At 56.8% G+C, this 21,232-nt stretch carries 22 protein-coding genes; 10 read left to right on the forward strand and 12 right to left on the reverse strand.

Annotated elements, in window-relative coordinates; genetic code table 11:
* Nucleotides 1–103: 103 nt before the first annotated feature.
* The 3 genes from Q1B15_RS15965 to Q1B15_RS15975 form a co-directional block, all read right to left on the reverse strand.
* Nucleotides 104–406, reverse strand: a complete 303-nt coding sequence (locus Q1B15_RS15965; RefSeq protein WP_299755437.1) for a septum formation initiator family protein — start codon at nucleotides 404–406, stop codon at nucleotides 104–106.
* Nucleotides 407–555: 149 nt separating this feature from the next.
* On the reverse strand, nucleotides 556–1,446 hold the full coding sequence (locus tag Q1B15_RS15970) for a fructose bisphosphate aldolase (RefSeq protein WP_299755440.1): 891 nt from the start codon (nucleotides 1,444–1,446) through the stop codon (nucleotides 556–558).
* A gap of 54 nt (nucleotides 1,447–1,500) precedes the next feature.
* Nucleotides 1,501–2,682, reverse strand: coding sequence for a phosphoglycerate kinase (locus Q1B15_RS15975; RefSeq protein ID WP_299755442.1), 1,182 nt, complete (start codon nucleotides 2,680–2,682; stop codon nucleotides 1,501–1,503).
* Between the two features lie 142 nt (nucleotides 2,683–2,824).
* Here Q1B15_RS15975 and Q1B15_RS15980 point away from each other — a divergent pair, with 142 nt between their 5' ends.
* The gene (locus Q1B15_RS15980) at nucleotides 2,825–3,331 is read left to right on the forward strand and encodes a peptidylprolyl isomerase (RefSeq protein WP_299755444.1); all 507 of its coding nucleotides are present in this window, start codon (nucleotides 2,825–2,827) and stop codon (nucleotides 3,329–3,331) included.
* A 37-nt stretch (nucleotides 3,332–3,368) separates the two neighbouring features.
* Complete coding sequence (locus Q1B15_RS15985) at nucleotides 3,369–3,893, forward strand: peptidylprolyl isomerase (protein ID WP_299755483.1); 525 nt, start codon at nucleotides 3,369–3,371, stop codon at nucleotides 3,891–3,893.
* A 19-nt stretch (nucleotides 3,894–3,912) separates the two neighbouring features.
* Here the strand turns inward: Q1B15_RS15985 and Q1B15_RS15990 are convergent, their stop codons facing one another.
* A complete protein-coding gene (locus Q1B15_RS15990) occupies nucleotides 3,913–4,314 on the reverse strand; it encodes a hypothetical protein (RefSeq protein ID WP_299755446.1) in 402 nt (133 codons plus the stop codon).
* Between the two features lie 167 nt (nucleotides 4,315–4,481).
* Here Q1B15_RS15990 and Q1B15_RS15995 point away from each other — a divergent pair, with 167 nt between their 5' ends.
* Nucleotides 4,482–5,456: a DUF3179 domain-containing protein gene (locus Q1B15_RS15995; RefSeq protein ID WP_299755448.1), complete on the forward strand. Its 975-nt coding sequence runs from the start codon at nucleotides 4,482–4,484 to the stop codon at nucleotides 5,454–5,456.
* A gap of 62 nt (nucleotides 5,457–5,518) precedes the next feature.
* Here Q1B15_RS15995 and tyrS read toward each other — a convergent pair whose 3' ends face one another.
* Nucleotides 5,519–6,772, reverse strand: a complete 1,254-nt coding sequence (tyrS, locus tag Q1B15_RS16000) for a tyrosine--tRNA ligase (protein ID WP_299755450.1) — start codon at nucleotides 6,770–6,772, stop codon at nucleotides 5,519–5,521.
* 79 nt (nucleotides 6,773–6,851) lie between these two features.
* Between tyrS and Q1B15_RS16005 the strand changes: the two genes are divergently transcribed.
* Nucleotides 6,852–7,973: an anhydro-N-acetylmuramic acid kinase gene (locus tag Q1B15_RS16005; RefSeq protein WP_299755452.1), complete on the forward strand. Its 1,122-nt coding sequence runs from the start codon at nucleotides 6,852–6,854 to the stop codon at nucleotides 7,971–7,973.
* Between the two features lie 20 nt (nucleotides 7,974–7,993).
* Here Q1B15_RS16005 and Q1B15_RS16010 read toward each other — a convergent pair whose 3' ends face one another.
* From Q1B15_RS16010 to Q1B15_RS16020, 3 genes are all read right to left on the reverse strand, one after another.
* On the reverse strand, nucleotides 7,994–8,410 hold the full coding sequence (locus Q1B15_RS16010; RefSeq protein WP_299755454.1) for a cupin domain-containing protein: 417 nt from the start codon (nucleotides 8,408–8,410) through the stop codon (nucleotides 7,994–7,996).
* A 96-nt stretch (nucleotides 8,411–8,506) separates the two neighbouring features.
* Nucleotides 8,507–9,781, reverse strand: coding sequence for a phosphopyruvate hydratase (eno, locus tag Q1B15_RS16015; protein WP_299755456.1), 1,275 nt, complete (start codon nucleotides 9,779–9,781; stop codon nucleotides 8,507–8,509).
* A gap of 104 nt (nucleotides 9,782–9,885) precedes the next feature.
* Nucleotides 9,886–10,761, reverse strand: coding sequence for a DMT family transporter (locus Q1B15_RS16020; protein ID WP_299755459.1), 876 nt, complete (start codon nucleotides 10,759–10,761; stop codon nucleotides 9,886–9,888).
* A gap of 107 nt (nucleotides 10,762–10,868) precedes the next feature.
* Here Q1B15_RS16020 and mutL point away from each other — a divergent pair, with 107 nt between their 5' ends.
* The 3 genes from mutL to Q1B15_RS16035 all read left to right on the forward strand — a co-directional run bounded on the left by mutL (nucleotide 10,869) and on the right by Q1B15_RS16035 (nucleotide 14,947).
* Nucleotides 10,869–12,689, forward strand: coding sequence for a DNA mismatch repair endonuclease MutL (gene mutL / locus Q1B15_RS16025; protein WP_299755462.1), 1,821 nt, complete (start codon nucleotides 10,869–10,871; stop codon nucleotides 12,687–12,689).
* Nucleotides 12,686–13,870, forward strand: coding sequence for a DNA recombination protein RmuC (gene rmuC, locus Q1B15_RS16030; RefSeq protein WP_299755464.1), 1,185 nt, complete (start codon nucleotides 12,686–12,688; stop codon nucleotides 13,868–13,870). Before mutL ends, rmuC begins: the two co-directional genes overlap by 4 nt.
* A 120-nt stretch (nucleotides 13,871–13,990) precedes the next feature.
* Nucleotides 13,991–14,947: a transferrin-binding protein-like solute binding protein gene (locus Q1B15_RS16035; RefSeq protein WP_299755466.1), complete on the forward strand. Its 957-nt coding sequence runs from the start codon at nucleotides 13,991–13,993 to the stop codon at nucleotides 14,945–14,947.
* 234 nt (nucleotides 14,948–15,181) lie between these two features.
* Here Q1B15_RS16035 and Q1B15_RS16040 read toward each other — a convergent pair whose 3' ends face one another.
* The 4 genes from Q1B15_RS16040 to Q1B15_RS16055 form a co-directional block, all read right to left on the reverse strand.
* On the reverse strand, nucleotides 15,182–15,478 hold the full coding sequence (locus Q1B15_RS16040) for a hypothetical protein (RefSeq protein WP_299755468.1): 297 nt from the start codon (nucleotides 15,476–15,478) through the stop codon (nucleotides 15,182–15,184).
* A gap of 54 nt (nucleotides 15,479–15,532) precedes the next feature.
* Complete coding sequence (locus tag Q1B15_RS16045; RefSeq protein ID WP_299755471.1) at nucleotides 15,533–15,757, reverse strand: hypothetical protein; 225 nt, start codon at nucleotides 15,755–15,757, stop codon at nucleotides 15,533–15,535.
* A gap of 60 nt (nucleotides 15,758–15,817) precedes the next feature.
* Nucleotides 15,818–17,029, reverse strand: coding sequence for an NADP-dependent isocitrate dehydrogenase (locus Q1B15_RS16050; RefSeq protein WP_299755473.1), 1,212 nt, complete (start codon nucleotides 17,027–17,029; stop codon nucleotides 15,818–15,820).
* Nucleotides 17,030–17,168: 139 nt separating this feature from the next.
* Complete coding sequence (locus Q1B15_RS16055; RefSeq protein ID WP_299755475.1) at nucleotides 17,169–17,822, reverse strand: alpha/beta hydrolase; 654 nt, start codon at nucleotides 17,820–17,822, stop codon at nucleotides 17,169–17,171.
* Nucleotides 17,823–17,984: 162 nt separating this feature from the next.
* Between Q1B15_RS16055 and Q1B15_RS16060 the strand changes: the two genes are divergently transcribed.
* The 3 genes from Q1B15_RS16060 (at nucleotide 17,985) to sufB (ending at nucleotide 21,130) form a co-directional block, all read left to right on the forward strand.
* Nucleotides 17,985–18,446 carry an Rrf2 family transcriptional regulator gene (locus tag Q1B15_RS16060; RefSeq protein WP_299755478.1) on the forward strand — a complete coding sequence of 154 codons (462 nt, stop codon included), beginning with the start codon at nucleotides 17,985–17,987 and terminating at the stop codon, nucleotides 18,444–18,446.
* 75 nt (nucleotides 18,447–18,521) lie between these two features.
* Nucleotides 18,522–19,592 (forward strand): aminotransferase class V-fold PLP-dependent enzyme, encoded by a 1,071-nt coding sequence (locus Q1B15_RS16065; protein WP_299755479.1) that lies wholly within the window; start codon nucleotides 18,522–18,524, stop codon nucleotides 19,590–19,592.
* A gap of 14 nt (nucleotides 19,593–19,606) precedes the next feature.
* Nucleotides 19,607–21,130 (forward strand): Fe-S cluster assembly protein SufB, encoded by a 1,524-nt coding sequence (sufB, locus tag Q1B15_RS16070; protein WP_299755481.1) that lies wholly within the window; start codon nucleotides 19,607–19,609, stop codon nucleotides 21,128–21,130.
* The last annotated feature ends 102 nt before the right edge of the window (nucleotides 21,131–21,232 follow it).

A 21,232-nucleotide genomic window follows, 5' to 3' on the forward strand; every position in this document is an offset into this window, starting at 1 on the left:
TGCCCAATCAATCGCGAAATCAAAGAGCGCAAAAATAGCGAAAGCTATGACCGGAAGACTTCGGCGAAGCGCCAGAATGTCCACAAAGCTGACAGCCCGCCCCCTAATTCAATGCAATCTCGTCTGACCGGATCAGGCCAAGAATATCACGCGCCTGCTGGTCGAGGAGATCAAGATCAAGGTAGTCATCCGACATCCGCTTTGTCTTGTTTTCAAGACTGGCAACCTCGACGGCCAGACGGTCTTTCTCAAGAGCCAGGGAGGCGGCTTCGGCATCTATCTGGACACGGCGGAACAAGCCAAAGTCTCCCTGCACGCTGGCAAATGTGAAATACAGCCCAAGCGAAAACATTGCCGCGAAATACACGACGACACCGATTGAGGGTCGCTTTGGGGTGGTGCTCATTTACTGCCTCTGGTTGCTCTCTTACGGAGCGATTGTTTCGATAATGTGACACAACCGACGCGGACTGGGAATTCCTTTTTTAGGGCCCAAGCACGATTTCGCCGCCCCCTTTCAGGCGCGGCGGTACATTCTGACATCAAACGGCGCTATCAGGTAATCGAGGCGTGATAAATCTCGTCGATGGCGCTTGCGATTGTCGTGTTGAAGTCCGCGTCTGACTGTCGTGCCGACAGGCCTTCACTAAGCGCGCGGCTGAACGATGCTATCATGCCGGTGTTCTGGGCAAGAAGGGCGTTTGCGTCGTCGCGCGAATACCCACCCGACAATGCCACGACGCGCATCACCTTCGGATGCGCAATCAGCGGCGCGTAGAAATTGGCAACCGTTGGCAGCGACAGTTTCAGCATAACCTCTGTGCCCTCGGGCAGCGCGTCCAGAGCTTTGAGGATCTCGTCCTGCAAGATCGCCTCGGCGTCCGCCTTGTCTGAAATCGTGATGGTCACTTCCGGCTCAAGGATCGGCATAAGCCCATGGCCAAGAATTTGGCGACCGATCTCAAACTGCTGCGCGACAATTGCAGCAATACCGGTCTGATCGGCGGCGTTAATAACCGAGCGCATCTTCGTGCCGAAAACGCCCTTACCAACCGCACGCGCCAAAAGCGCATCCAGGTCAGGGATCGCCTTCATTAGCTGCACGCCGTTGGCCTGCGCCTCAAGTCCCTTGTCGCATTTCAGGAACGGCACAACGCGCTTTTCAGACCATAGATATTCTGCCGCGGGCTTACCTGCGAATGCGCGATCCATCGTCATCTCGAACAAGATGGCTCCGATGACCTTGTCGCCGTTGAACGCAGGGGCCGCCACAATGCGCGCGCGCATAGCGTGGATCTGGTCATACATCTCGGCGTCCGAAGAATACGCGTCTTCCTCGACACCGTATAGCTTCAGGGCCTTTGGGGACGAGCCACCCGATTGATCAAGAGCCGCAATAAAGCCTTGACCCGAGCGCATCTGTTCTGCTTGTTGTTCGTTCGCCATGATATCCTCGTGATCTGAGTTTCGTCTGCTTTTACGCAAATCGCCCGCCGTCTTCTAGCCCTGTTCGAGAGCGGCAACTCCCGGCAAAGTTTTGCCTTCCATCCATTCAAGGAAAGCCCCCCCCGCCGACGAGATATAGGTGAAGTCGTCCGCCGCACCGGCCTTATTCAACGCCGCGACCGTGTCGCCACCGCCGGCCACCGAAATCAGCTTGCCGTCACGGGTCAACTTCGCAGCATGCGCCGCAGCAGCATTGGTCGCCGCGTCAAAGGGAGCAATTTCGAAAGCCCCAAGTGGTCCGTTCCAGATCAAGGTCTTTGCGCCTTCAAAAACTTCAGCCACTCGTGCGACCGACCTTGGACCCGCATCTAGGATCATCCGATCAGACGGGCATGCGTCTGCGGCAACCGTGATATTGTCGGCTCCTTCCGCAAATTCTGTCGCACACACCACATCAATGGGCAGGATTATCTCACAAGCCGCTTCTTCAGCCTTGGCCATGATTTCGCGGGCTGTTTCGGCCATGTCATGCTCCGCCAGGGACTTTCCAACGCCGTAACCCTGAGCGGCAAGAAACGTATTCGCCATGCCGCCGCCGATCACCAAAGTATCGACCTTGCGCACCAGATTGCCCAGAAGATCAAGCTTAGTTGACACCTTGGCACCGCCCACAACAGCCACAACCGGTCGTTCCGGAGCACTTAATGCGGCCTCAAGCGCTTTCAATTCGGCCGCCATCAACCGTCCGGCGCATGCCGGAAGCAAATGCGCGACGCCTTCGGTCGAGGCATGCGCGCGGTGCGCCGCAGAAAACGCATCATTGCAATATACATCGCCCAGCGTTGCCAAAAACCCGGACATGCGCGGATCGTTGGCTTCTTCCATGGCAGAAAACCGGGTGTTCTCGACCAGAACGACAGCCCCTTCCGGCAAGGCATCAAGGCTCGCGCGATCCGGGTGTTCAACAAATGTCACTTCACGGCCCAAGGCCGACGTCAGGGCCGGGATCACAAGGCGCAATGACATATTGGGGTTTGGCTGCCCTTTGGGGCGGCCGAAATGCGCAAGCATCACCGGCGTGCCGCCCTTGGCAATAATATCCGTGATCGTCGGCACGATCCGTTCGATGCGGGTCGTGTCAGTGACCGTCGTCCCGTCCATTGGCACATTCAGGTCGACACGCGTCAGCACCAGCTTTCCGTTCAGATCCATATCATCGAGGGTTTTCCATGCCATATCCGCTCTCCTTATCGCTCTGGGTTTCCCATTCCCTATCCCAGCCGTCGCGCAGGTCAACAGGCGGTTCCGCGCCTTTCACCCTTTTCCTCAGTCGACACCCGCATTAGGGTCCGCCCAAATCGAAAAAAAGGAGCGCCAGATGGCCGACTACAAAGACCCTGAGAACACGATCCTGATTGAACTCAAAGACGGCACCGTTGCCATCGAGCTTTTGGCAGACGTGGCCCCGCAGCACTGCGCACGTATGAAAGAGTTGGCGCGCGCCGGTGAATACGACAACGTTGTTTTTCACCGCGTGATCGACGGTTTTATGGCGCAAACCGGAGACGTTCAGCACGGTGACTTTGTTGAAGGCTTTGATCTGCGGCGTGCGGGAACTGGTGGCTCTGACAAGCCGGATGTGCCTGCTGAATTTTCCAAACTGCCGCACGATCGTGGTAGCATCGGCGCGGCCCGTAGCCAAAGCCCAGACTCGGCCAACAGCCAGTTTTTCATCAATTTTTCCGACAATGCTTTCCTGAATGGTCAATACACGGTCTATGGCCGGGTCATTTCCGGCATGGAGCACGTCGACGCCATTGCACGCGGCGAGCCACCGATGAACCCGGATCGCATGCACTCGGTTAAGGTGGCCGCTGATGCGTAAACTTGCGATTATTTTTGCTTTGTCGACGTCGCCTCTCATGGCTCAGGATGTAGCCGACGGTCCCGGCCCAAACCTTGTGATCGAAATAGCTGGGGAAACCAGCGGTACGGTTGTGATCGACCTTCTTGAAGACATCGCACCCGAGCATGTGGCACAAATCGTAGCCTTGGCTGAAGAGGGCGCATATGACGGCGTCGTCTTCCACCGCGTGATTGAAGGCTTCATGGCGCAAACCGGCGATGTTGAGTTTGGCAAAGCCGGCGGCGATATGAGCATGGCGGGCCGTGGAGGGTCTGAGCGTGGCGAAATTCGCGCCGAGTTTTCGGACGTGCCGTTTGATCGTGGCATCGTCGGTATGGCACGCAGCCAAGACCCGAATTCCGCCAACAGCCAGTTCTTCATCATGTTCGACGAAGGCTATTTCCTGAATGGGCAATACACAGTCTTTGGACGTGTGGTCGAAGGCATGGACATCGTAGATACAATCAAGCTCGGCAAAGGTGCCAATGGCTCTGTGATCGGGGAACCTGATCAGATGATGAGCGTCAGGGTAGCAAAATAACAGAGCTTTGGCCGGGTCCTTAGATTGTGCAGGACCCGGCCGATCTCAAGAGGATCGATGTTGCGACAGCGTTAAGTGGCAGCAGCCAGAGAAAATAAGCGCGGGCCCGATCCTTGCCACCGATCAGCGCCCGGATCACCAGACCGAAAGCAACCAACGCTGTCAGAATGCTGAAAAGCTGGCCGATATGCCCGAAAAGGCAGGCAGGTCCCGACAATCGGTCCGCCGCAGTCAGCGCAAGTGCCGAGGCCGCCGTCACGGTTAACGCAACCGCCAAACCGTTGGAGTGGCTGAGCAGAAACGCGTCGTCTGCGGTGACGCGAAAGCGCTGCCAACTCAAGATGCCAAAGGCGGCCATGAGGAGGGCCACCCAGATAAAAGGCGGCACCGGAATTATCGCGTAAAGATAGTCGTTTATCATCACGGTGTGTCCCTTTGCTTCACGCGAACCAAAGACTGCCACCTTTCCGCCTGTCAACGCATCATCCGGTTTCTCTCGTCCCATCAACCTCGCGTGATAAGGGCTAGGCCCAGGGCAGCTCCTCTGCCACATTCTTCTCACACCATCTTTCCGGGAGGAGCGACCCCATGCATCTGACACATCTTATCGCCGCCACGGCCATTGCTATCGGAGGCGCCATGTCTACCGCCAATGCCGATCCGTCCTTCTGGAAGTTCGAATGGCCAAACACAGACTTTGAAAACACCACGGTCGAAAACTGGGTGGAAATCTTGTCAGGTGGGCCGCCAAAAGACGGCATTCCGGCCCTTGATGAAGTGTCCTTCATCCCTGCGGCAAGCGAAACACGCTTGGTCGATATGGAACCAGTCATCACGGTCGAGATCGACGGCGCCGAACCACGCACCTATCCGATCCGCTACCTCACATGGCATGAGATCGCCAACGACACGGTGAACGGCATTCCCATCGCGGTCACGTTTTGCCCTTTGTGCAACTCTGGCATCACCTTTGATCGCCGCGTCGATGGCCAAACCCTAAGCTTTGGCGTCTCGGGCAAGCTTCGGAACTCGGATATGGTCATGTATGACCGCGAAACCGAAAGCTGGTGGCAGCAAGCCATTGGCACGGGGATCGTGGGGGAGTTGACCGGCGTTGAATTGACGCAACTGCCAACATGGATGGAAAGCTGGGCCGAATTCAAAGCGCGCAATCCCGAAGGCCTCGTCATGGACGAACCGCGCTGGCCCCGCCAATACGGCCGTAATCCATATGTTGGCTACGACACCTCGACGCGGCCATTCCTTTATTCAGGCGAACTTCCACCCCACGATATTCCGGCCCTGATGCGTGTCGTGCGCGTTGCTGAAAAAGCCTGGACCTTCGATCGTCTGCGCGAAGAAGAAGTGATTACGCAAGATGGGATTACACTGAGCTGGCGGGCAGGGCAGGCCTCGGCCCTTGACCAATACACCATCGGCGCCGGGCGCGATGTGGGGACAGTGCGCGTGCGTGATGCAAGCGGCAACGATCTGCCTCACGACGTCATGTTCGCGTTCGCATTCCACGCGTTCTTTCCGGATGGAGACTGGAAGTTGAACTGAACCACTCGCGCGACAGGAGGGGCTGATGACAATTGCCGCCCTTCAGCCTTCGAGGCGGAGATTTAGCGTTCGAGAACCACCAAAGCGTGCCGCTTCTTACCCGCGGACAACTTCACCGGCGATGCCAAGGCCACCGCATCCAGCATTAAACCAGCATCCGTCAAAGGCGTGTCGTCCATCCGCGCGCCATTTTCCGAGATCAACCGCTTGGCTTCCTTGCCAGACTTCGCAAGACCCGCGCGCACAAAGACCTGCACCACAGAAATCCCGTCGGCCAAGTCATCAGCCGTTAGGGTCAGTGTCGGCAAATCATCCCCGACACCGCCCTTTTCAAACACTTCGCGCGATGTGGCCTCAGCTGTTTCCGCCGCCTCAGACCCATGCAACAAAGCCGTTACTTCGTTGGCTAGGCGTATCTTTGCGGCATTGATCTCGGAGCCTTCAAGTGCGCCCAAGCGGGTGCACTCTTCTACGGGCAATTCAGTGTAAAGCTTCAAAAACCGCCCCACATCCGCGTCCGTCGTGTTGCGCCAGAACTGCCAAAACTCGTAGGGCGACAACATATCTTCAGACAACCAGATCGCGCCGCCCTGCGACTTGCCCATCTTGCGGCCGTCGCTTGTCGTCAGCAAAGGCGTCGTCAGTCCGAATATCTCGCTTTCCAGAACCCGGCGCGTAAGGTCAATACCATTGACGATATTGCCCCACTGATCCGAGCCACCCATCTGCAGCAAGCAGCCATACCGCCGATTCAGTTCCACAAAGTCGTAAGCCTGCAGAATCATATAGTTAAACTCGAGGAATGACAGCGATTGTTCACGATCAAGACGTGACTTCACGCTCTCAAAACTCAGCATCCGGTTGACCGAAAAATGCCGCCCGATATCGCGCAGAAAATCGAGGTACTTCAGCGTGTCCAGCCATTCCGCGTTGTTCAGCATGATCGCATCGCTCGGCCCGTCACCATACGTCAGGTATCGCGCAAACGACTGCTGCATGCCGGAGATATTGTCGTCGATCTGCGCAGTCGTCAGAAGGGGCCTTTCGTCCGCACGAAACGACGGATCGCCAACCTTCGTCGTGCCGCCACCCATCAACGTGATTGGCTTGCCGCCTGCTTTCTGGAACCAGCGCAACAACATAATGTTTAGCAAATGCCCCACATGTAGAGACTTCGCTGTCGCGTCGTAACCGATATAGGCGGGCACAACTCCTGATATCAGCGCGTTATCCAGCGATTGCAGGTCGGTACAATCTGCCAGAAAGCCGCGTTCAATGATCGTGGCAAGAAAATCGGATTTTGGGTGGTAGGTCATGGGCCATCGTCTATGATTGTCGCCCGAGGTATTCAGGCTTTCGCGCGGGTATAAAGCGCAGAGCGGGTGAGGGGAAGGCATGTCAAACACGGGACCGATATGGGCACTTGGCGCAATGTCAGGCACGTCGCTGGATGGCGTTGATGCGGCAATGATCCTGACCGATGGCGTGACCGTTTTCGAGTTCGGTGACACCGCCTATCGCGCTTACACCGACAGCGAACGGGTCACTTTACGCGCGGCTTTGGGGAAATGGGACGGCGCGGACGTCGCCGCTGCGGCTGAAGTTGTCGAAACCGCCCATGCTGAAGTACTTTCGGGTTTCAAGAATGCTGCCCTTATCGGCTTCCACGGACAGACCACCGCCCATCGCCCCGAGGCAGCACACACACATCAGGCAGGGAACGGAGCGCTTCTGGCCGAGGTTCTCGACGCCCCTGTCGTCTGGGATTTTCGCAGTAATGATATGGTATTAGGCGGACAGGGCGCGCCGCTTGCGCCGTTTTATCACTTCGCATTGTCCCGCCATATCGGTGCCCAAAAGCCTTGCGTCTTCCTCAATATCGGCGGTGTCGCGAACCTGACGTGGATCGACCCTGCCATGCAAAGCCCAGAGACACCGGGTGCGCTTTTGGCCTTCGATACGGGTCCCGGCAACGCACGTATCGATGACCTTATGGCGGATCGACTGGGTCAGCGGATGGATAAAAATGGTGCGCTCACCGCAGCAGGTGTCGTTGACGGAGACATCCTCGAACACCTCCTTGCGAAAGAGCAGTTTTTCCGGCGGGTGCCGCCAAAATCGCTAGACCGCGATGATTTCCATGACTGGAACGACGCGGTTTCAGACCTTTCAGACGCGGACGCCGTCGCAACCCTTGCCGCCGCCACCGCGGGCGCCATCGCAAAAGGTATCGCACAATGTCCCATGCCACCGGAACAAGCATGGGTGACGGGAGGGGGGCGCAAAAACCCAGCTTTGATGGAAATGATTGCAGCATTGCTGGACTGCCCCGTGGCCCCGGTCGAAGAGGCCGGTCTCGACGGAGACATGCTTGAAGCGCAGGCTTTCGCGTATCTCGCAGTCCGCGTTGCACGGGGCATGTCAACCTCGGCCCCTGGAACCACGCGCGTGGCGGCGCCCGTCGGCGGCGGGCAAATCAGCCGCCCGGGCGCGTTGAAGTCGATGACTGCGATCTGACTGACTCTGCGGCCTTTGCCTCAGGTGAAGTCAAATCCGGGCGGTGCCAACTCAAATCCGTCAAAGCGAAACCCCGGGGACACTGTGCATCCAACCAGCGTCCAGGGGCCGGTGGTCTCGGCTGACTGCCACGCGTCCTTCGCGACAATCCCTTGCGGTTCCTGTCCGGCGGACAAATTGGCGCCCAAAACCAGCGAATTAACTGGACCATCTGCGGTATCGGCAGTCCGCAAAATCAAAGGATCACCTGCGTAAAAGTGCCAGATCTCAACCGCATCAACCCGGTGCCAGTGGCTGCGCTGCCCCTCGGTTAAAAGGAAATAGATGCAGGTCCCGGACGCTCGCGGTGCGTCGTCGGCCTCCCATGTCTGGCGGTAAAACCCGCCTTCAGGATGCGGTTCCAAGCGCAGTTTCTTGATGATGTCATCGGCAGTCATAGAACGCCTTCCTCAAAGAAAATGGGCAGGGGAAGACCCTGCCCAAAATAGTATTTCACAGTGCCAGCACCAAGGGCCCCGCGCAGAACAAATTCCTTAACGCAGAATCGATTTACCTGCATAAACAGCGGTTTCTTCGAGCATTTCTTCGATACGGATCAATTGGTTGTATTTAGCCAACCGATCGGACCGCGCAAGCGATCCGGTCTTGATCTGCCCACAGTTCGTCGCCACAGCGAGGTCCGCTATCGTCGCATCTTCGGTCTCGCCCGAGCGATGCGACATCACTGCTGTCATCCGCGCGCGGTGCGCCATATCAACTGCCATCAGTGTTTCGGACAATGTGCCGATCTGGTTCACTTTCACCAAAAGCGAGTTTGCAGCTTTTTCCTCGATGCCGCGTGCAAGCCGCTCGGGATTGGTCACGAACAGATCATCTCCGACAAGCTGAACCTTGTCACCAAGCTCGCGGTTCAGTGCAATCCAACCGTCCCAGTCGTCCTCGTCCATGCCATCTTCAATCGACAGTATCGGGTAATCCTTCACCAAAGCTGCAAGGTAGGCCACGTTCTCGTCCGAGCCTAGCGACTTCCCTTCGCCAGAAAGCTCGTAGCGCCCGTCCTTGAAATACTCGGTCGCCGCACAATCTAGCGCCAGCATGATATCTTCACCCGGGGTGTATCCGGCCTTTTCAACCGCACGCAAAATGAAATCCAACGCATCGCGGGTGGACGAAAGGTTCGGTGCAAAGCCACCTTCATCACCGATCCCGGTCGACAGACCTGCCGCAGACAGCTCTTTCTTCAGCGTGTGGAAAATCTCTGAGCCCATGCGTACCGCATCACGGATATTTTCCGCGCTGACCGGCATTATCATGAATTCCTGAATGTCGATCGGATTGTCCGCATGCTCACCGCCGTTGATGATGTTCATCATCGGCACGGGCAAGACGCGCGCAGCCGTTCCGCCCACATAGCGATACAGCGGCTGCATCGAAAAATCTGCCGCTGCCTTCGCAGCCGCAAGTGACACACCCAAAATCGCGTTCGCGCCCAATCTGGCTTTGTTGTCAGTCCCGTCAAGTTCGATCATCGCCGCGTCGATGGCTTGTTGCTCGGTCGCATCGAAGCCTACCAGCGCGTCAGCGATCTCGCCGTTCACGGCCGCAACCGCGTCTAGAACGCCTTTACCCATATAGCGCGCCTTATCGCCGTCACGCTTTTCGACCGCTTCATGTTTGCCGGTCGATGCGCCCGATGGCACGGCTGCGCGGCCCATCGTTCCGTCTTCAAGATAGAGGTCGACCTCAACCGTCGGATTGCCGCGGCTGTCGAGGATTTCTCGGGCGTGGATGTCGATGATCGTGCTCATGGTGTCCCTCGGATTAATTGTGATCTCGCTGCTCTATAACAGCCCTTTGGCGGTCGGGGAAAGTGAGTTCTGTGATCGCTAACATACGCAAGTCTGCGTGCGCGTCAGGTGGCCTGTGTGGCCCGTGCAATCTGACGCTCGCGCAGAAAGGCATAGATACCCGACCCAACAATCAGCGCGATCCCCGCCCAGGTCAACGCATCTGGTTGCTCTCCAAGAAGGAGGATGGCAATCACCAATGCAAACACCATACGCGTGTAGCGAAATGGCGCAATCGCAGACACTTCACCGATACGAAGCGCGCCGTTAATGAAGAAAAACGCCATCGCGACGAAGACAGAAATGCCCGCCAACCAGCCGACATTACCGGCGTCAATGGGTTGCCATGCGCCGGTGAATGGCGTGATCGCAACCCCAAGCAATGACAGAAGGATCAATGCCCAAGCCGATACAAAAGGCGTCGACACGTCTTTGGGAAGCATGCGCGTTCCAAGGTCACGGGCCGTCAAACCGATAATTCCTAGCAGTGTCCACAAGATGTTTGGATCAAATGTAGTTGCGCCGGGTCGGATGATCAGGATGACCCCGATAAATCCCACACCCACGGCCGCCCATCGCCGTGCACCGACACGTTCGCCAAGGAAAAATACCGCGGCCAGCGTCATGGCAAGGGGCTGCGCCTGAAGCATCGCCGAAGCTGTTGTAAGCGGGATCAGCGTCAACGCCATTACATAGCCGAGCGAGCCAAAGACCTCGCCGGTAGTGCGGATCATAACCGCCTTGTTGAACAGCATTTTTGTAAAAAGTGCGTCGCGATTCCTCAGCATGACGACGAAGAAAATCGCAAAGCTTGCCAGAGAAGTGACCGCAAATAATTGCCCCGTAGGGAACGTTCCTGACGCCCGGTTGATGAAGGCATCGCTGGATGCGAACGCCGCCATCGCAGCCGTCATCAAGACGATTGCGCGTGTATTGGCCATTTGGTCTCCGAAGGGGGGCGCACGTCCCTGTTTAGCAGGCTAAAATGCCTTAGGAAACGTTTCATTCGACGTGGACGAGGGACCTGCGCCCTGCTATCCCTAGTGGCATGCATTCGTCGGACCCCAACATAAGCCAGCCACGCCTGCAAATTCGCCAGCTTGACGAAGGCGCGATCAATCGGATTGCGGCAGGTGAAGTCGTTGAGCGCCCGGCGTCCGCTGTTAAGGAACTGGTGGAAAACGCAATCGATGCTGGCGCAAAACGCATCGACATCACCGTGGCTGAAGGCGGCAAGCGGCTTATCCGTGTCGAAGACGACGGCTGCGGTATTTCGCGGGCTGATTTGCCGCTCGCATTGTCGCGTCACGCCACCTCGAAAATTGACGGCACAGACTTGTTGAACATCCACACATTCGGATTTCGTGGCGAGGCTTTGCCTTCACTTGGCGCTGTCGGACGTTTGCGCATCACCTCGCGGATCGAAGGTCACGACGCCTTTGAAATCGAAGTGTCAGGGGGCGCGATGTCGACCGTGCGCCCCACTGGCGGTCGCCTAGGGACCATCGTGGAATTGCGCGATCTTTTCTACGCCACACCCGCGCGCCTTAAATTCATGCGGACCGATCGCGCCGAAATGCTGGCCGTCATAGACGTGGTCAAACGCCTTGCGATGGCCGAGCCCTATCTGCGGATCACATTGACCGAGGCAACCGACGCCGCCCGGTCCCTGTTCATCGCCGATGCTGAAACCGGCTCTCCGATCGAAGCACTGTCGCGCCGCCTGCGTACTGTGCTGGGGCGCGACTTTGCCGAGAATGCCTTGGCCATCGATGCCGAGCGTGAAGGTCTCCACATGACCGGATTTGCCGCCTTGCCGACGTATTCGCGTGGCTCGGCTGTGCAGCAATACCTGTTCGTGAACGGCAGACCCGTCCGGGATAGAATGCTGATCGGAGCGCTTCGCGGCGCCTATATGGATTTCCTCAGTCGCGACCGGCACCCCGCAGCTGTCTTGTTCATCGACTGCGACCCGCAACTCGTTGATGTGAATGTGCATCCGGCGAAATCCGAAGTACGCTTCCGCGATCCCGGAGTGGCGCGCGGATTGATCGTCTCGGGGCTGCGACACGCCTTGGCCGAAGCGGGCCACCGCGCCTCAACGACCGTCGCGGGCGAGACCCTCGGCGCGTTCCAAACGCCCGCTGAAGGCCCACGTATTTACCAAATGGATCGTCGACCGGCGACTGGGTATTCATCGTACGCTCAGGCGGGATTTGCCGAAGCAGATCAGGTGTTTGAGGCACCATCAGCGCGCACAGACGACGTCGAAAACGCCCCCCATTCGGAAGACTTGCCACTTGGCGCGGCGCGCGCGCAGGTGCATGCAAACTATATCATTGCACAAACCGCAGATGGCATGGTGATCGTCGACCAACACGCCGCGCACGAGCGTCTTGTCTACGAGAAACTGAAGCGCCAGATGGCGGAAAACGGTGTGGCAGCGCAGGCGCTTCTTGTACCAGAAATCGTCGAATTGGGCGCCGAGGCCTCGCGTCTTCTTGATCTTACCGATGATCTTGCGACCATGGGGCTGGGCATCGAACCGTTTGGGCCGGGTGTCATCGCGGTGCGCGAGACGCCTGCGATCCTTGGAACCGTCAATGCCGAAGCACTGGTCAAAGATATTCTCGATGAAATTCAGGATGTTGGCGACAGTACGGCCCTTAAATCACGTCTTGACGCAATCCTGAGCCGCGTGGCCTGTCACGGTTCAATTCGCTCGGGCCGCCAGATGCGCGGCGAAGAAATGAATGCGCTGTTGCGCGAAATGGAAGCAACCCCGCATTCGGGCCAATGCAATCACGGCCGCCCGACTTACGTCGAACTGAAGCTTGCAGACATCGAACGCCTGTTTGGCCGTCGATGATCCGGATTGGCGACACCGAGTACGCGTTCAGCGACCCAGTTCTTTTGTTGTCACTTGCCGGCGTGTTCGTTGTGGTTCTGGTGCTCGTGTTGTTGATCATGACTGTGCGGCGCGCCGGACAATCTGCGTCAATGATGTCACCGCTCGCCCACAATATCGACGCGCTTGGCCAACGTGTTCAAAGCCTTTCGGACGGCCAGCATCAGCTCTCGGGTGGCCTTACCCATGTAAGTGAAGCACAGGCCGCCAGCCAGGCAAACATGCTCAAACTGATGGAGCAGCGACTGGCCGAAGTCGGCACCAAGATGAACGAGAGTTTGCAAGGCTCTGCGACCCGCACCGCCCGGTCGCTCGGTGAGTTGCAAGAGCGGCTCAAGACGATTGACAAAGCACAAGCCAATATCGAGAAACTGTCCGGAGACGTCATTAGTCTGCAGGATATCTTGTCCAACAAACAGACCCGCGGCGCGTTCGGCGAAATTCAGTTAAATGACATTGTTTCCAAGGCATTACCGCCCGACGCTTACACGCTTCAGGCCACTCTATCCAACGGCAAACGTGCGGATTGCCTGATCCATTTGCCAAACCCGCCGGGACCGATTGTCATCGATTCTAAGTTCCCGCTGGAGGCCTACGAAGCCCTCAGAAACGCGACCAACGACCGCGAAACCGCTGAGGCCGCGCGCGGCATGCGAACATCGGTTCGCGCCCATATCAGGGCGATCTCCGAGCGCTATATTGTCGATGGAGAAACGGCCGATGGGGCTTTGATGTTCCTGCCGTCCGAGGCTGTCTACGCCGAACTTCATGCCAACTTTCCCGAGGTCGTTAGAGACGGATTCAACGCCCGCGTCTGGATCGTGTCTCCGACAACTTGCATGGCCACTTTGAACACGATGCGGGCTATTTTGAAAGACGCGCGCATGCGCGAACAGGCGGGCGCCATCCGCAAAGCGCTACGGATGTTGCACCGGGATGTCGAATTGGTCGTCGAGCGGGTACAAAAGCTTGATACACATTTCAATCAGGCGCGCGCAGATCTTGACGGGATTGGGACTGCGGCCGAACGCGCAGGCAAGCGCGCCTCCAAACTTGATAATTTTGACTTCGAAGAATTGGCCCCCGATACACCAGCAGCGGTCAAACCAGCGGAAGTCGTGCGTTTAGCGCGCGACGACTGATTTCTGCGGCGCGGATCGGCAGGGATTTTCTGGATACTTCGCTGCCATATTTTTCCCCCAATCCCTTGTTAGCCACGTCTTGTCGCGTTCTTTGCGACATTTCGATTGACGAGGGCTGCGTTGAAATATGCAAAATATATCAATGGCTTGATGTGCGTAGGGCTTGCGGGCTGTGGCGTGAGCTATCCGTCGCGGCCGATCGATTCTGCGTACCTGAACGGCGCAAATGGCTTGGAATATGCCGAAGCAGGTCTGGCATTGTCGGATATCGAAGAGCAGACAATCAGCGTGACCGTCGCACGGTTTCTGCGTGATTCGGAGGGCAATGATACCGTTGTTGTCATCAGCGACGAAGTTGCGACCTTGCCTGTTGGCTTCACTGCCTATGAAGCGCGCGATATGGTTATAACGCTTGATGGTGAGACGTTAACCTTTGTTGACGGCCAGGCAACGCTTGAAAGTGGGCAAACCGTTTGGGGATACCTGAACTATGCGCTTGCCCATTCGGCGACGGGAGGACTTTACACCTACGGGAAGTATGCCTCGCCCTCTGAAGGTGAAGCAATTGATACCGAGGGATTCTTTGCCATCGGTTTTCAAACAAATCCAGACGATATTCTCGTTTTGTCCGGAGACCCGACCTATCGGGGGTCGTATTTCGGCTACGGTCAATTGCTGGATGCGGATGGAGGTCTTTTGAATGACGAACTGGAAACAATTGGCGCGATCACCATCGAGGTAGATTTTAAAAGGGCGAGCGCCTCCGGTCAGTTGAACGGCTTTTTCGACCCCAAGGTCGAACGTGACCAATACTCCATGATTTTCGTTAATGCGGCCATTAACGGGAACGGTTTTGCGGCGGCGCCAGACATGATTTGCGAGGCCGGTGCGGACTGCAAATCCGCGACAAGCCTTGGCGCGGTCTTTTACGGTGACGCTGGCGCGGAGTTAAGCGGTGTTATAGGTTTCGATGAGACAATCGTGTTGACGGACACCGACACTACGACACGCTTTATCGGTGCTGCGGGGTTTTCCTCGACGCGGGAGGTCACGGCAGTCGAAGTCCCGGCGGATTAACAAAAGTTAATCGTCGCCTTTTTGACGTCACCGAGCACGAATGACCGCGCTGCGGAGCGAAAGGCTGTCCTTGCAATCAGCAAGTTGGCGAACCGTCAGCCACCTTTGCCGCACAACCATCCGCGCCACGCGGAAATCAATCCCCCGTTTCCGCTCGAGATACCCTTTTGGCAGGCGCCTTTGGATCACGCGCCAGAGCAAGCCAAGCCGAAAAAAACGCAACCGTTTTGAACTCTATTTTTCGATCGTCGCCCATGTCATCCGCACTCCTGAGCTAAATGCAGCGACAAGCCAGAACGGCAATTTGACAGAAACCAGGATCACCCAAAGCCGGACCGATGATACTGATAGTCCAAGTGCGGCGAACACGACTATCAAAGGGGCAACGATTTCCACGTGCCAACCCAAGGCGTTATGCCAACTAATCGATCCATCATACTGGCGGAAGATCGCGTCGCGATAGCGCGACAAAAACGTGTCGAGCTTGTGCATAAGCGGCTTGCCGACCAAAAGCGGCAGTGCCGTCGTCATCGGCCATTTCTTCAACAACTCGATAGGAAGGATCGTCGAGCTTACTGCCTTAAGCTACGCGAGGACGGACGGCAGCTCGACCGCGACTAATTTTTGCGCCACGACCTTGGCCTGCATAAGGACTAACCCAAGTGCCACAAGAACGTCGTAGCCGAAGGACATCGTAAGGCCTATCGCGATCGCACTCACGACCTGCAGACTTACACCGGTGCGGAAAAACATATCGAAACTTTGGCGCGCGACAACACCCATTTTCAGCGCGAAAAGGCTGGCGACCAAAAGTACCGCCGCCCCTGTGGGACCCCGGCGACACTTAGTTCAGATGAGGCTAGCTCGAGGCTAGCTCAACGCTTTCCGAAGATTCTCATCAATTTTCTCAAGGAAACCGGAGGTCGTCAACCAACGCTGATTAGGTCCAACCAAAAGCGCAAGATCCTTGGTCATGAACCCGGCTTCCACGGTGTCGACGATGACTTTTTCAAGCGTCTCGGCAAACGACATCAACGCTGCATTGTCATCCAGTTTCGCGCGGTGCTTCAAACCACCAGTCCACGCGAAGATCGACGCAATCGAGTTGGTCGACGTCGCCTCGCCTTTCTGGTGCTGGCGATAGTGACGCGTCACGGTGCCATGCGCCGCTTCCGATTCTACGATTTTTCCATCCGGGGTCATCAGGATGGAGGTCATCAATCCGAGACTGCCAAACCCTTGCGCCACCGTGTCAGACTGCACGTCGCCGTCGTAGTTCTTGCACGCCCAGACATACCCACCGGACCACTTCATCGAAGACGCCACCATGTCGTCAATCAGACGATGCTCGTAGTAAATCCCGGCTTCCTTGAATTGGTCCGCGAACTCTTCATCAAATACCTTCTGAAACAGGATCATGAACTGACCATCATATTGTTTCAGAATGGTATTCTTCGTGGAAAGATACACCGGCCACCCAAGCGACAGCCCGTAGTTGAACGTGGCCCGGGCGAAATCAATGATCGAGTGATCAAGGTTATACATCCCCATGTAGATGCCCGAAGACGGCGCCTTGAAAACCTCATGTTCAATGACTTCACCGTCATCACCGACGAATTTCATCGACAGCGTTCCGGGGCCGGGAAATTTCATATCTGTGGCCCGATACTGATCGCCATAAGCGTGGCGTGCAATGACAATGGGACGCGTCCATCCCGGCACAAGGCGTGGGACGTTTTTGCAAATGATCGGTGCGCGAAACACGACACCTCCCAGAATATTACGGATGGTCCCGTTCGGACTGCGCCACATCTTCTTTAGGCCGAACTCTTCAACGCGACCTTCGTCAGCCGTGATCGTCGCACATTTGACGCCGACGCCGACCTCTTTGATCTTTTCCGCCGCATCAATGGTGATCTGGTCTTCGGTGCGATCGCGCTCTTGTATGCTCAGATCGTAGTAAAGCAGATCAATATCGAGATAGGGCAGGATCAGCTTTTGTTTAATGAAATCCCAGATAATCCGGGTCATCTCGTCGCCGTCAAGCTCGACAACAGGGTTTTCAACTTTGATCTTAGACATGTGCGAACGCTCCCTCGGACCACAGAGGTGGACTTGCAGGATCGGTACCGCAACAGGCGTCTAATGGAAAGTCGGTATACCACCGCATACCAATTGGCAGCGGTGCTAAGCCGAATTCATCATGGAAAGGTCCTTCGCCTTAGCGCGACGTTTCGGTCAGACGTCTGGTCACATATTCTGAAGTGTTGCCGATCATCGTTTCCATGTGCGGATCTTCAAAGAAATGCCCGGCGCCCTCGATCTCCTGATGGGTGATCGTGATGCCCTTTTGCTCGTGCAACTTCTCGACAAGCGTATGGGTATCGCGCGGTGGCGCAACCCGGTCGGCAGTGCCGTTGATTACAAGACCCGAAGCCGGGCAGGGTGCCAGAAACGAAAAGTCGTACATATTCGCAGGCGGCGACACCGAAATAAATCCGGTGATCTCCGGCCGACGCATCAAAAGCTGCATCCCGATCCATGCACCAAACGAGAAACCGGCGACCCAGCAATGTTTGGCGTTCTGGTTCATCGACTGTAGGTAATCGAGCGCGGAAGCCGCATCGCTCAATTCGCCCACTCCCTGATCGTATTCGCCCTGACTGCGTCCGACACCACGGAAGTTAAACCGCAGGACCGTGAAGCCCATGTTGTAAAACGCATAGTGCAGATTGTAGACCACGCGGTTGTTCATCGTACCCCCGAACTGCGGGTGCGGATGCAAGATGATCGCAATCGGTGCGTCCTTGATTTTCTGCGGGTGGTAGCGGCCTTCGAGACGACCTTCCGGTCCAGGAAAAATGACTTCGGGCATGGGTCCCCATTATGTTTGTCGCCCCGCGGCGCCCGCCAATTCTTGACGGAATTGGTCAGGGTCTTTAGAAGCATTCTAAATCGGAGATGCGTGACCCCGACTGATCCCGGCTGAACTAAGCAATGGGGCCGGAAAGGTCAATGAGTTAAGGAAACGTGTAGGATGAAGCTGAGCACCAAGGGCCGCTACGCGATGGTGGCTTTGACGGATTTGGCGATGGTGGCGGAGGGGACGCTTTTGTCTTTGGCCGAAATCTCAAAGCGTCAGGATATTTCGCTGCCTTATCTCGAGCAGCTCTTCGTTAAGCTGCGCCGGGCCGGGCTTGTTGAATCTGTGCGCGGCCCTGGCGGCGGTTACCGCCTTGCCAAATCACCGACGCTTATTCGCGTTAGCGAAATCCTTGGCGCAGTCGATGAGACCGTCTCAGCCCTCCATAAGGGCGCGGGTGCTTCGGGCGCTGTATCCGGCAGCCGCGCGCAATCCCTGACCAACCGTCTGTGGGAAGGGCTGTCGGCGCAGGTCTATGTGTTTTTGCACCAGACCCGCCTGAGCGACATTGTTGGCAACGAGCTTGCGCCATGCCCGGCCGTTCCGGCTCTTTTCGAGGTGGTGGACGAGGCGTGAAAAACGCGCATCGAATACGACGTGCCGCCGTGTGCCACCCGTCCCTGACACTCTGGGCTTGTTGGGTTGGTGCGGATGCGTGACCGCGTCTATCTGGACTGGAACGCGACAGCGCCCCTGCGCCCCGAGGCCCGTTCAGCGATGATTCACGCCTTGGATCAGGTCGGCAACCCGTCTTCCGTTCATGCCGAGGGCCGGATCGCGCGCGGGTTGGTCGAACGCGCACGCGGATCGGTCGCCGAACTGGTCGGGTGTAAGCCGTCTGAAGTCGTCTTCACCAGCGGCGCCACCGAAGCCACTTCGGTATTGCGCATGTTGTCGCAAACCCACGCGGTCTGCGTTCAGGAGACCGCCCATGATTGCCTTTGGGCTCATTTCGACCTGACACATGCCAAAAGTGGTGCCGCCACGCTGGCTATGGGCCTTGCGAATTCGGAAACGGGGGTGGTCAGCCTGCCTGAAACGGACGGGCAAGGGCGTTGGTCTTATGGCGATACTCTTTGCGACACGCTCCTTCTCGATGTTGTGCAGGCGGTCGGGCGCATCCCATGGAGCTTTGCGTGGTCCGGCGCGACCCTGGCCATCCTTTCAGCGCACAAAATCGGCGGTCCGAAGGGCGTCGGCGCACTGATTGTCCGGGAAGGTACTGATATAGCAGCTCTTCAGCTTGGCGGCGGGCAGGAACTGGGCCGGCGTTCAGGCACCGAAAACGTTGCGGGAATCGCAGGTTTTGGCGCGGCGGCGACCGCCGCCCTGGAAGAATTGAACCAGGGCGCCTGGACGCGCGTCGAGAAACTTAGAAACATTCTAGAAAAGACACTGGCATCTGACGCAAAAGAGACTATTTTTGTCGGGTATGATCTTGAACGTTTGCCGAACACATCATGTTTCGTCACGCCGGGCTGGAAGGGCGAGACGCAAGTGATGCAGATGGACCTTGCCGGATTCGCGGTTTCAAGCGGTTCGGCCTGTTCGTCAGGCAAGGTCAAAGTCCCGCGCGTTTTGCGGGCAATGGGATTAAGTGACGGCCAGGCAGAATGCGCTTTGCGCGTGTCGTTTGGCCCCGAAACGATAGAAGATGATGTGCTGCGGTTTTGCGAAGCGTGGCTCAGACAGGAACGTAAACACCGCGATCGAGCGGCGTAAAAAGGGAGCCAGACATGGCAGCGTTGGACAATACCGATGTGAAAGACGGCGTCGATCAGGAAACGGTCGATGCAGTGCGCTCGCTCTCCGGCGAGTACAAATACGGTTGGGCCACCGACATCGAGATGGATTACGCACCAAAAGGTCTGTCCGAGGACATCGTGCGCTTGATCTCCGAAAAAAACGGCGAGCCTGAGTGGATGCTGGAATGGCGTCTGCAAGCCTACGCGCGTTGGCTGAAAATGGACGAGCCCGAGTGGGCGATGATTGATTATCCGAAGATTGATTATCAGGAACAGTATTATTACGCCAAACCCAAAAGCATGGCCGAAAAACCGAAGTCTTTGGACGAAATCGACCCCAAGCTTCTGGAAACATATGCAAAACTCGGAATTCCGCTGAAGGAGCAGATGATTCTGGCAGGTATTGAAGGAGCCGATGATGCGCCGTCCGAGGGCCGAAAAGTGGCCGTTGATGCCGTGTTCGATAGCGTCTCAGTTGGTACGACTTTTCAGGCCGAATTGAAAAGAGCAGGCGTGATTTTCTGCTCAATCTCGGAAGCCATCAAAGAGCATCCCGAACTGGTGAAGAAGTACCTCGGCACCGTCGTTCCGCAGTCCGACAACTACTTTGCAACGCTCAACTCTGCCGTCTTCACCGACGGCTCGTTCGTCTACGTCCCACCGGGTGTTCGCTGCCCGATGGAGCTGTCGACCTACTTCCGCATCAACGCTGAAAACACCGGCCAGTTCGAGCGCACGCTGATCATTTGCGATGAAAAAGCATACGTCTCTTACCTCGAAGGCTGCACCGCTCCGCAGCGTGACACGCACCAACTTCATGCAGCGGTTGTCGAGCTTGTCTTGATGGACGACGCCGAGATCAAATACTCGACTGTCCAAAATTGGTATCCTGGTGATGAGAACGGCAAAGGCGGCATCTATAACTTCGTTACCAAACGCGCCGATTGCCGGGGTGACCGCTCGAAAGTGATGTGGACTCAGGTCGAAACCGGCTCTGCCGTGACGTGGAAGTACCCGTCCTGCATCCTGCGCGGTGATGACAGTCAGGGCGAATTCTACTCCATCGCCATTACCAACAATATGCAGCAGGCCGATACCGGCACGAAGATGATCCACCTTGGCAAGAACACCAAAAGCCGGATCGTCTCGAAGGGTATCTCGGCGGGCAAAGCGCAAAACACCTATCGCGGTCTTGTCTCAATGCACCCACGGGCCAAAAACTCACGCAATTACACGCAGTGTGACTCGCTTCTGATCGGCTCTGAATGCGGAGCGCATACTGTTCCCTACATCGAGGTCAAAAACAACTCGAGCCGCGTTGAACACGAAGCCACCACATCGAAAGTGGACGACGACCAGCTCTTTTATTGCCGCCAGCGCGGCATGGACGAAGAAACGGCCGTGGCCTTGGTGGTGAACGGCTTCTGCAAAGAGGTGCTTCAGGCGCTACCGATGGAATTTGCCATGGAAGCTCAACAGCTTGTGGCTATCTCGTTGGAAGGGTCGGTCGGTTAAAATGCTGCGCGCGATTATTCTTTCAGCCGTTCTGACGGGGACGTTTTGCGCAGGGTTTGCTGTCCTGATTGATCTCGCAACCGATATGTTGGCGCGTCAGCA

It is taken from the genome of uncultured Boseongicola sp., from assembly GCF_937988555.1.
GTDB lineage: Bacteria > Pseudomonadota > Alphaproteobacteria > Rhodobacterales > Rhodobacteraceae > Boseongicola.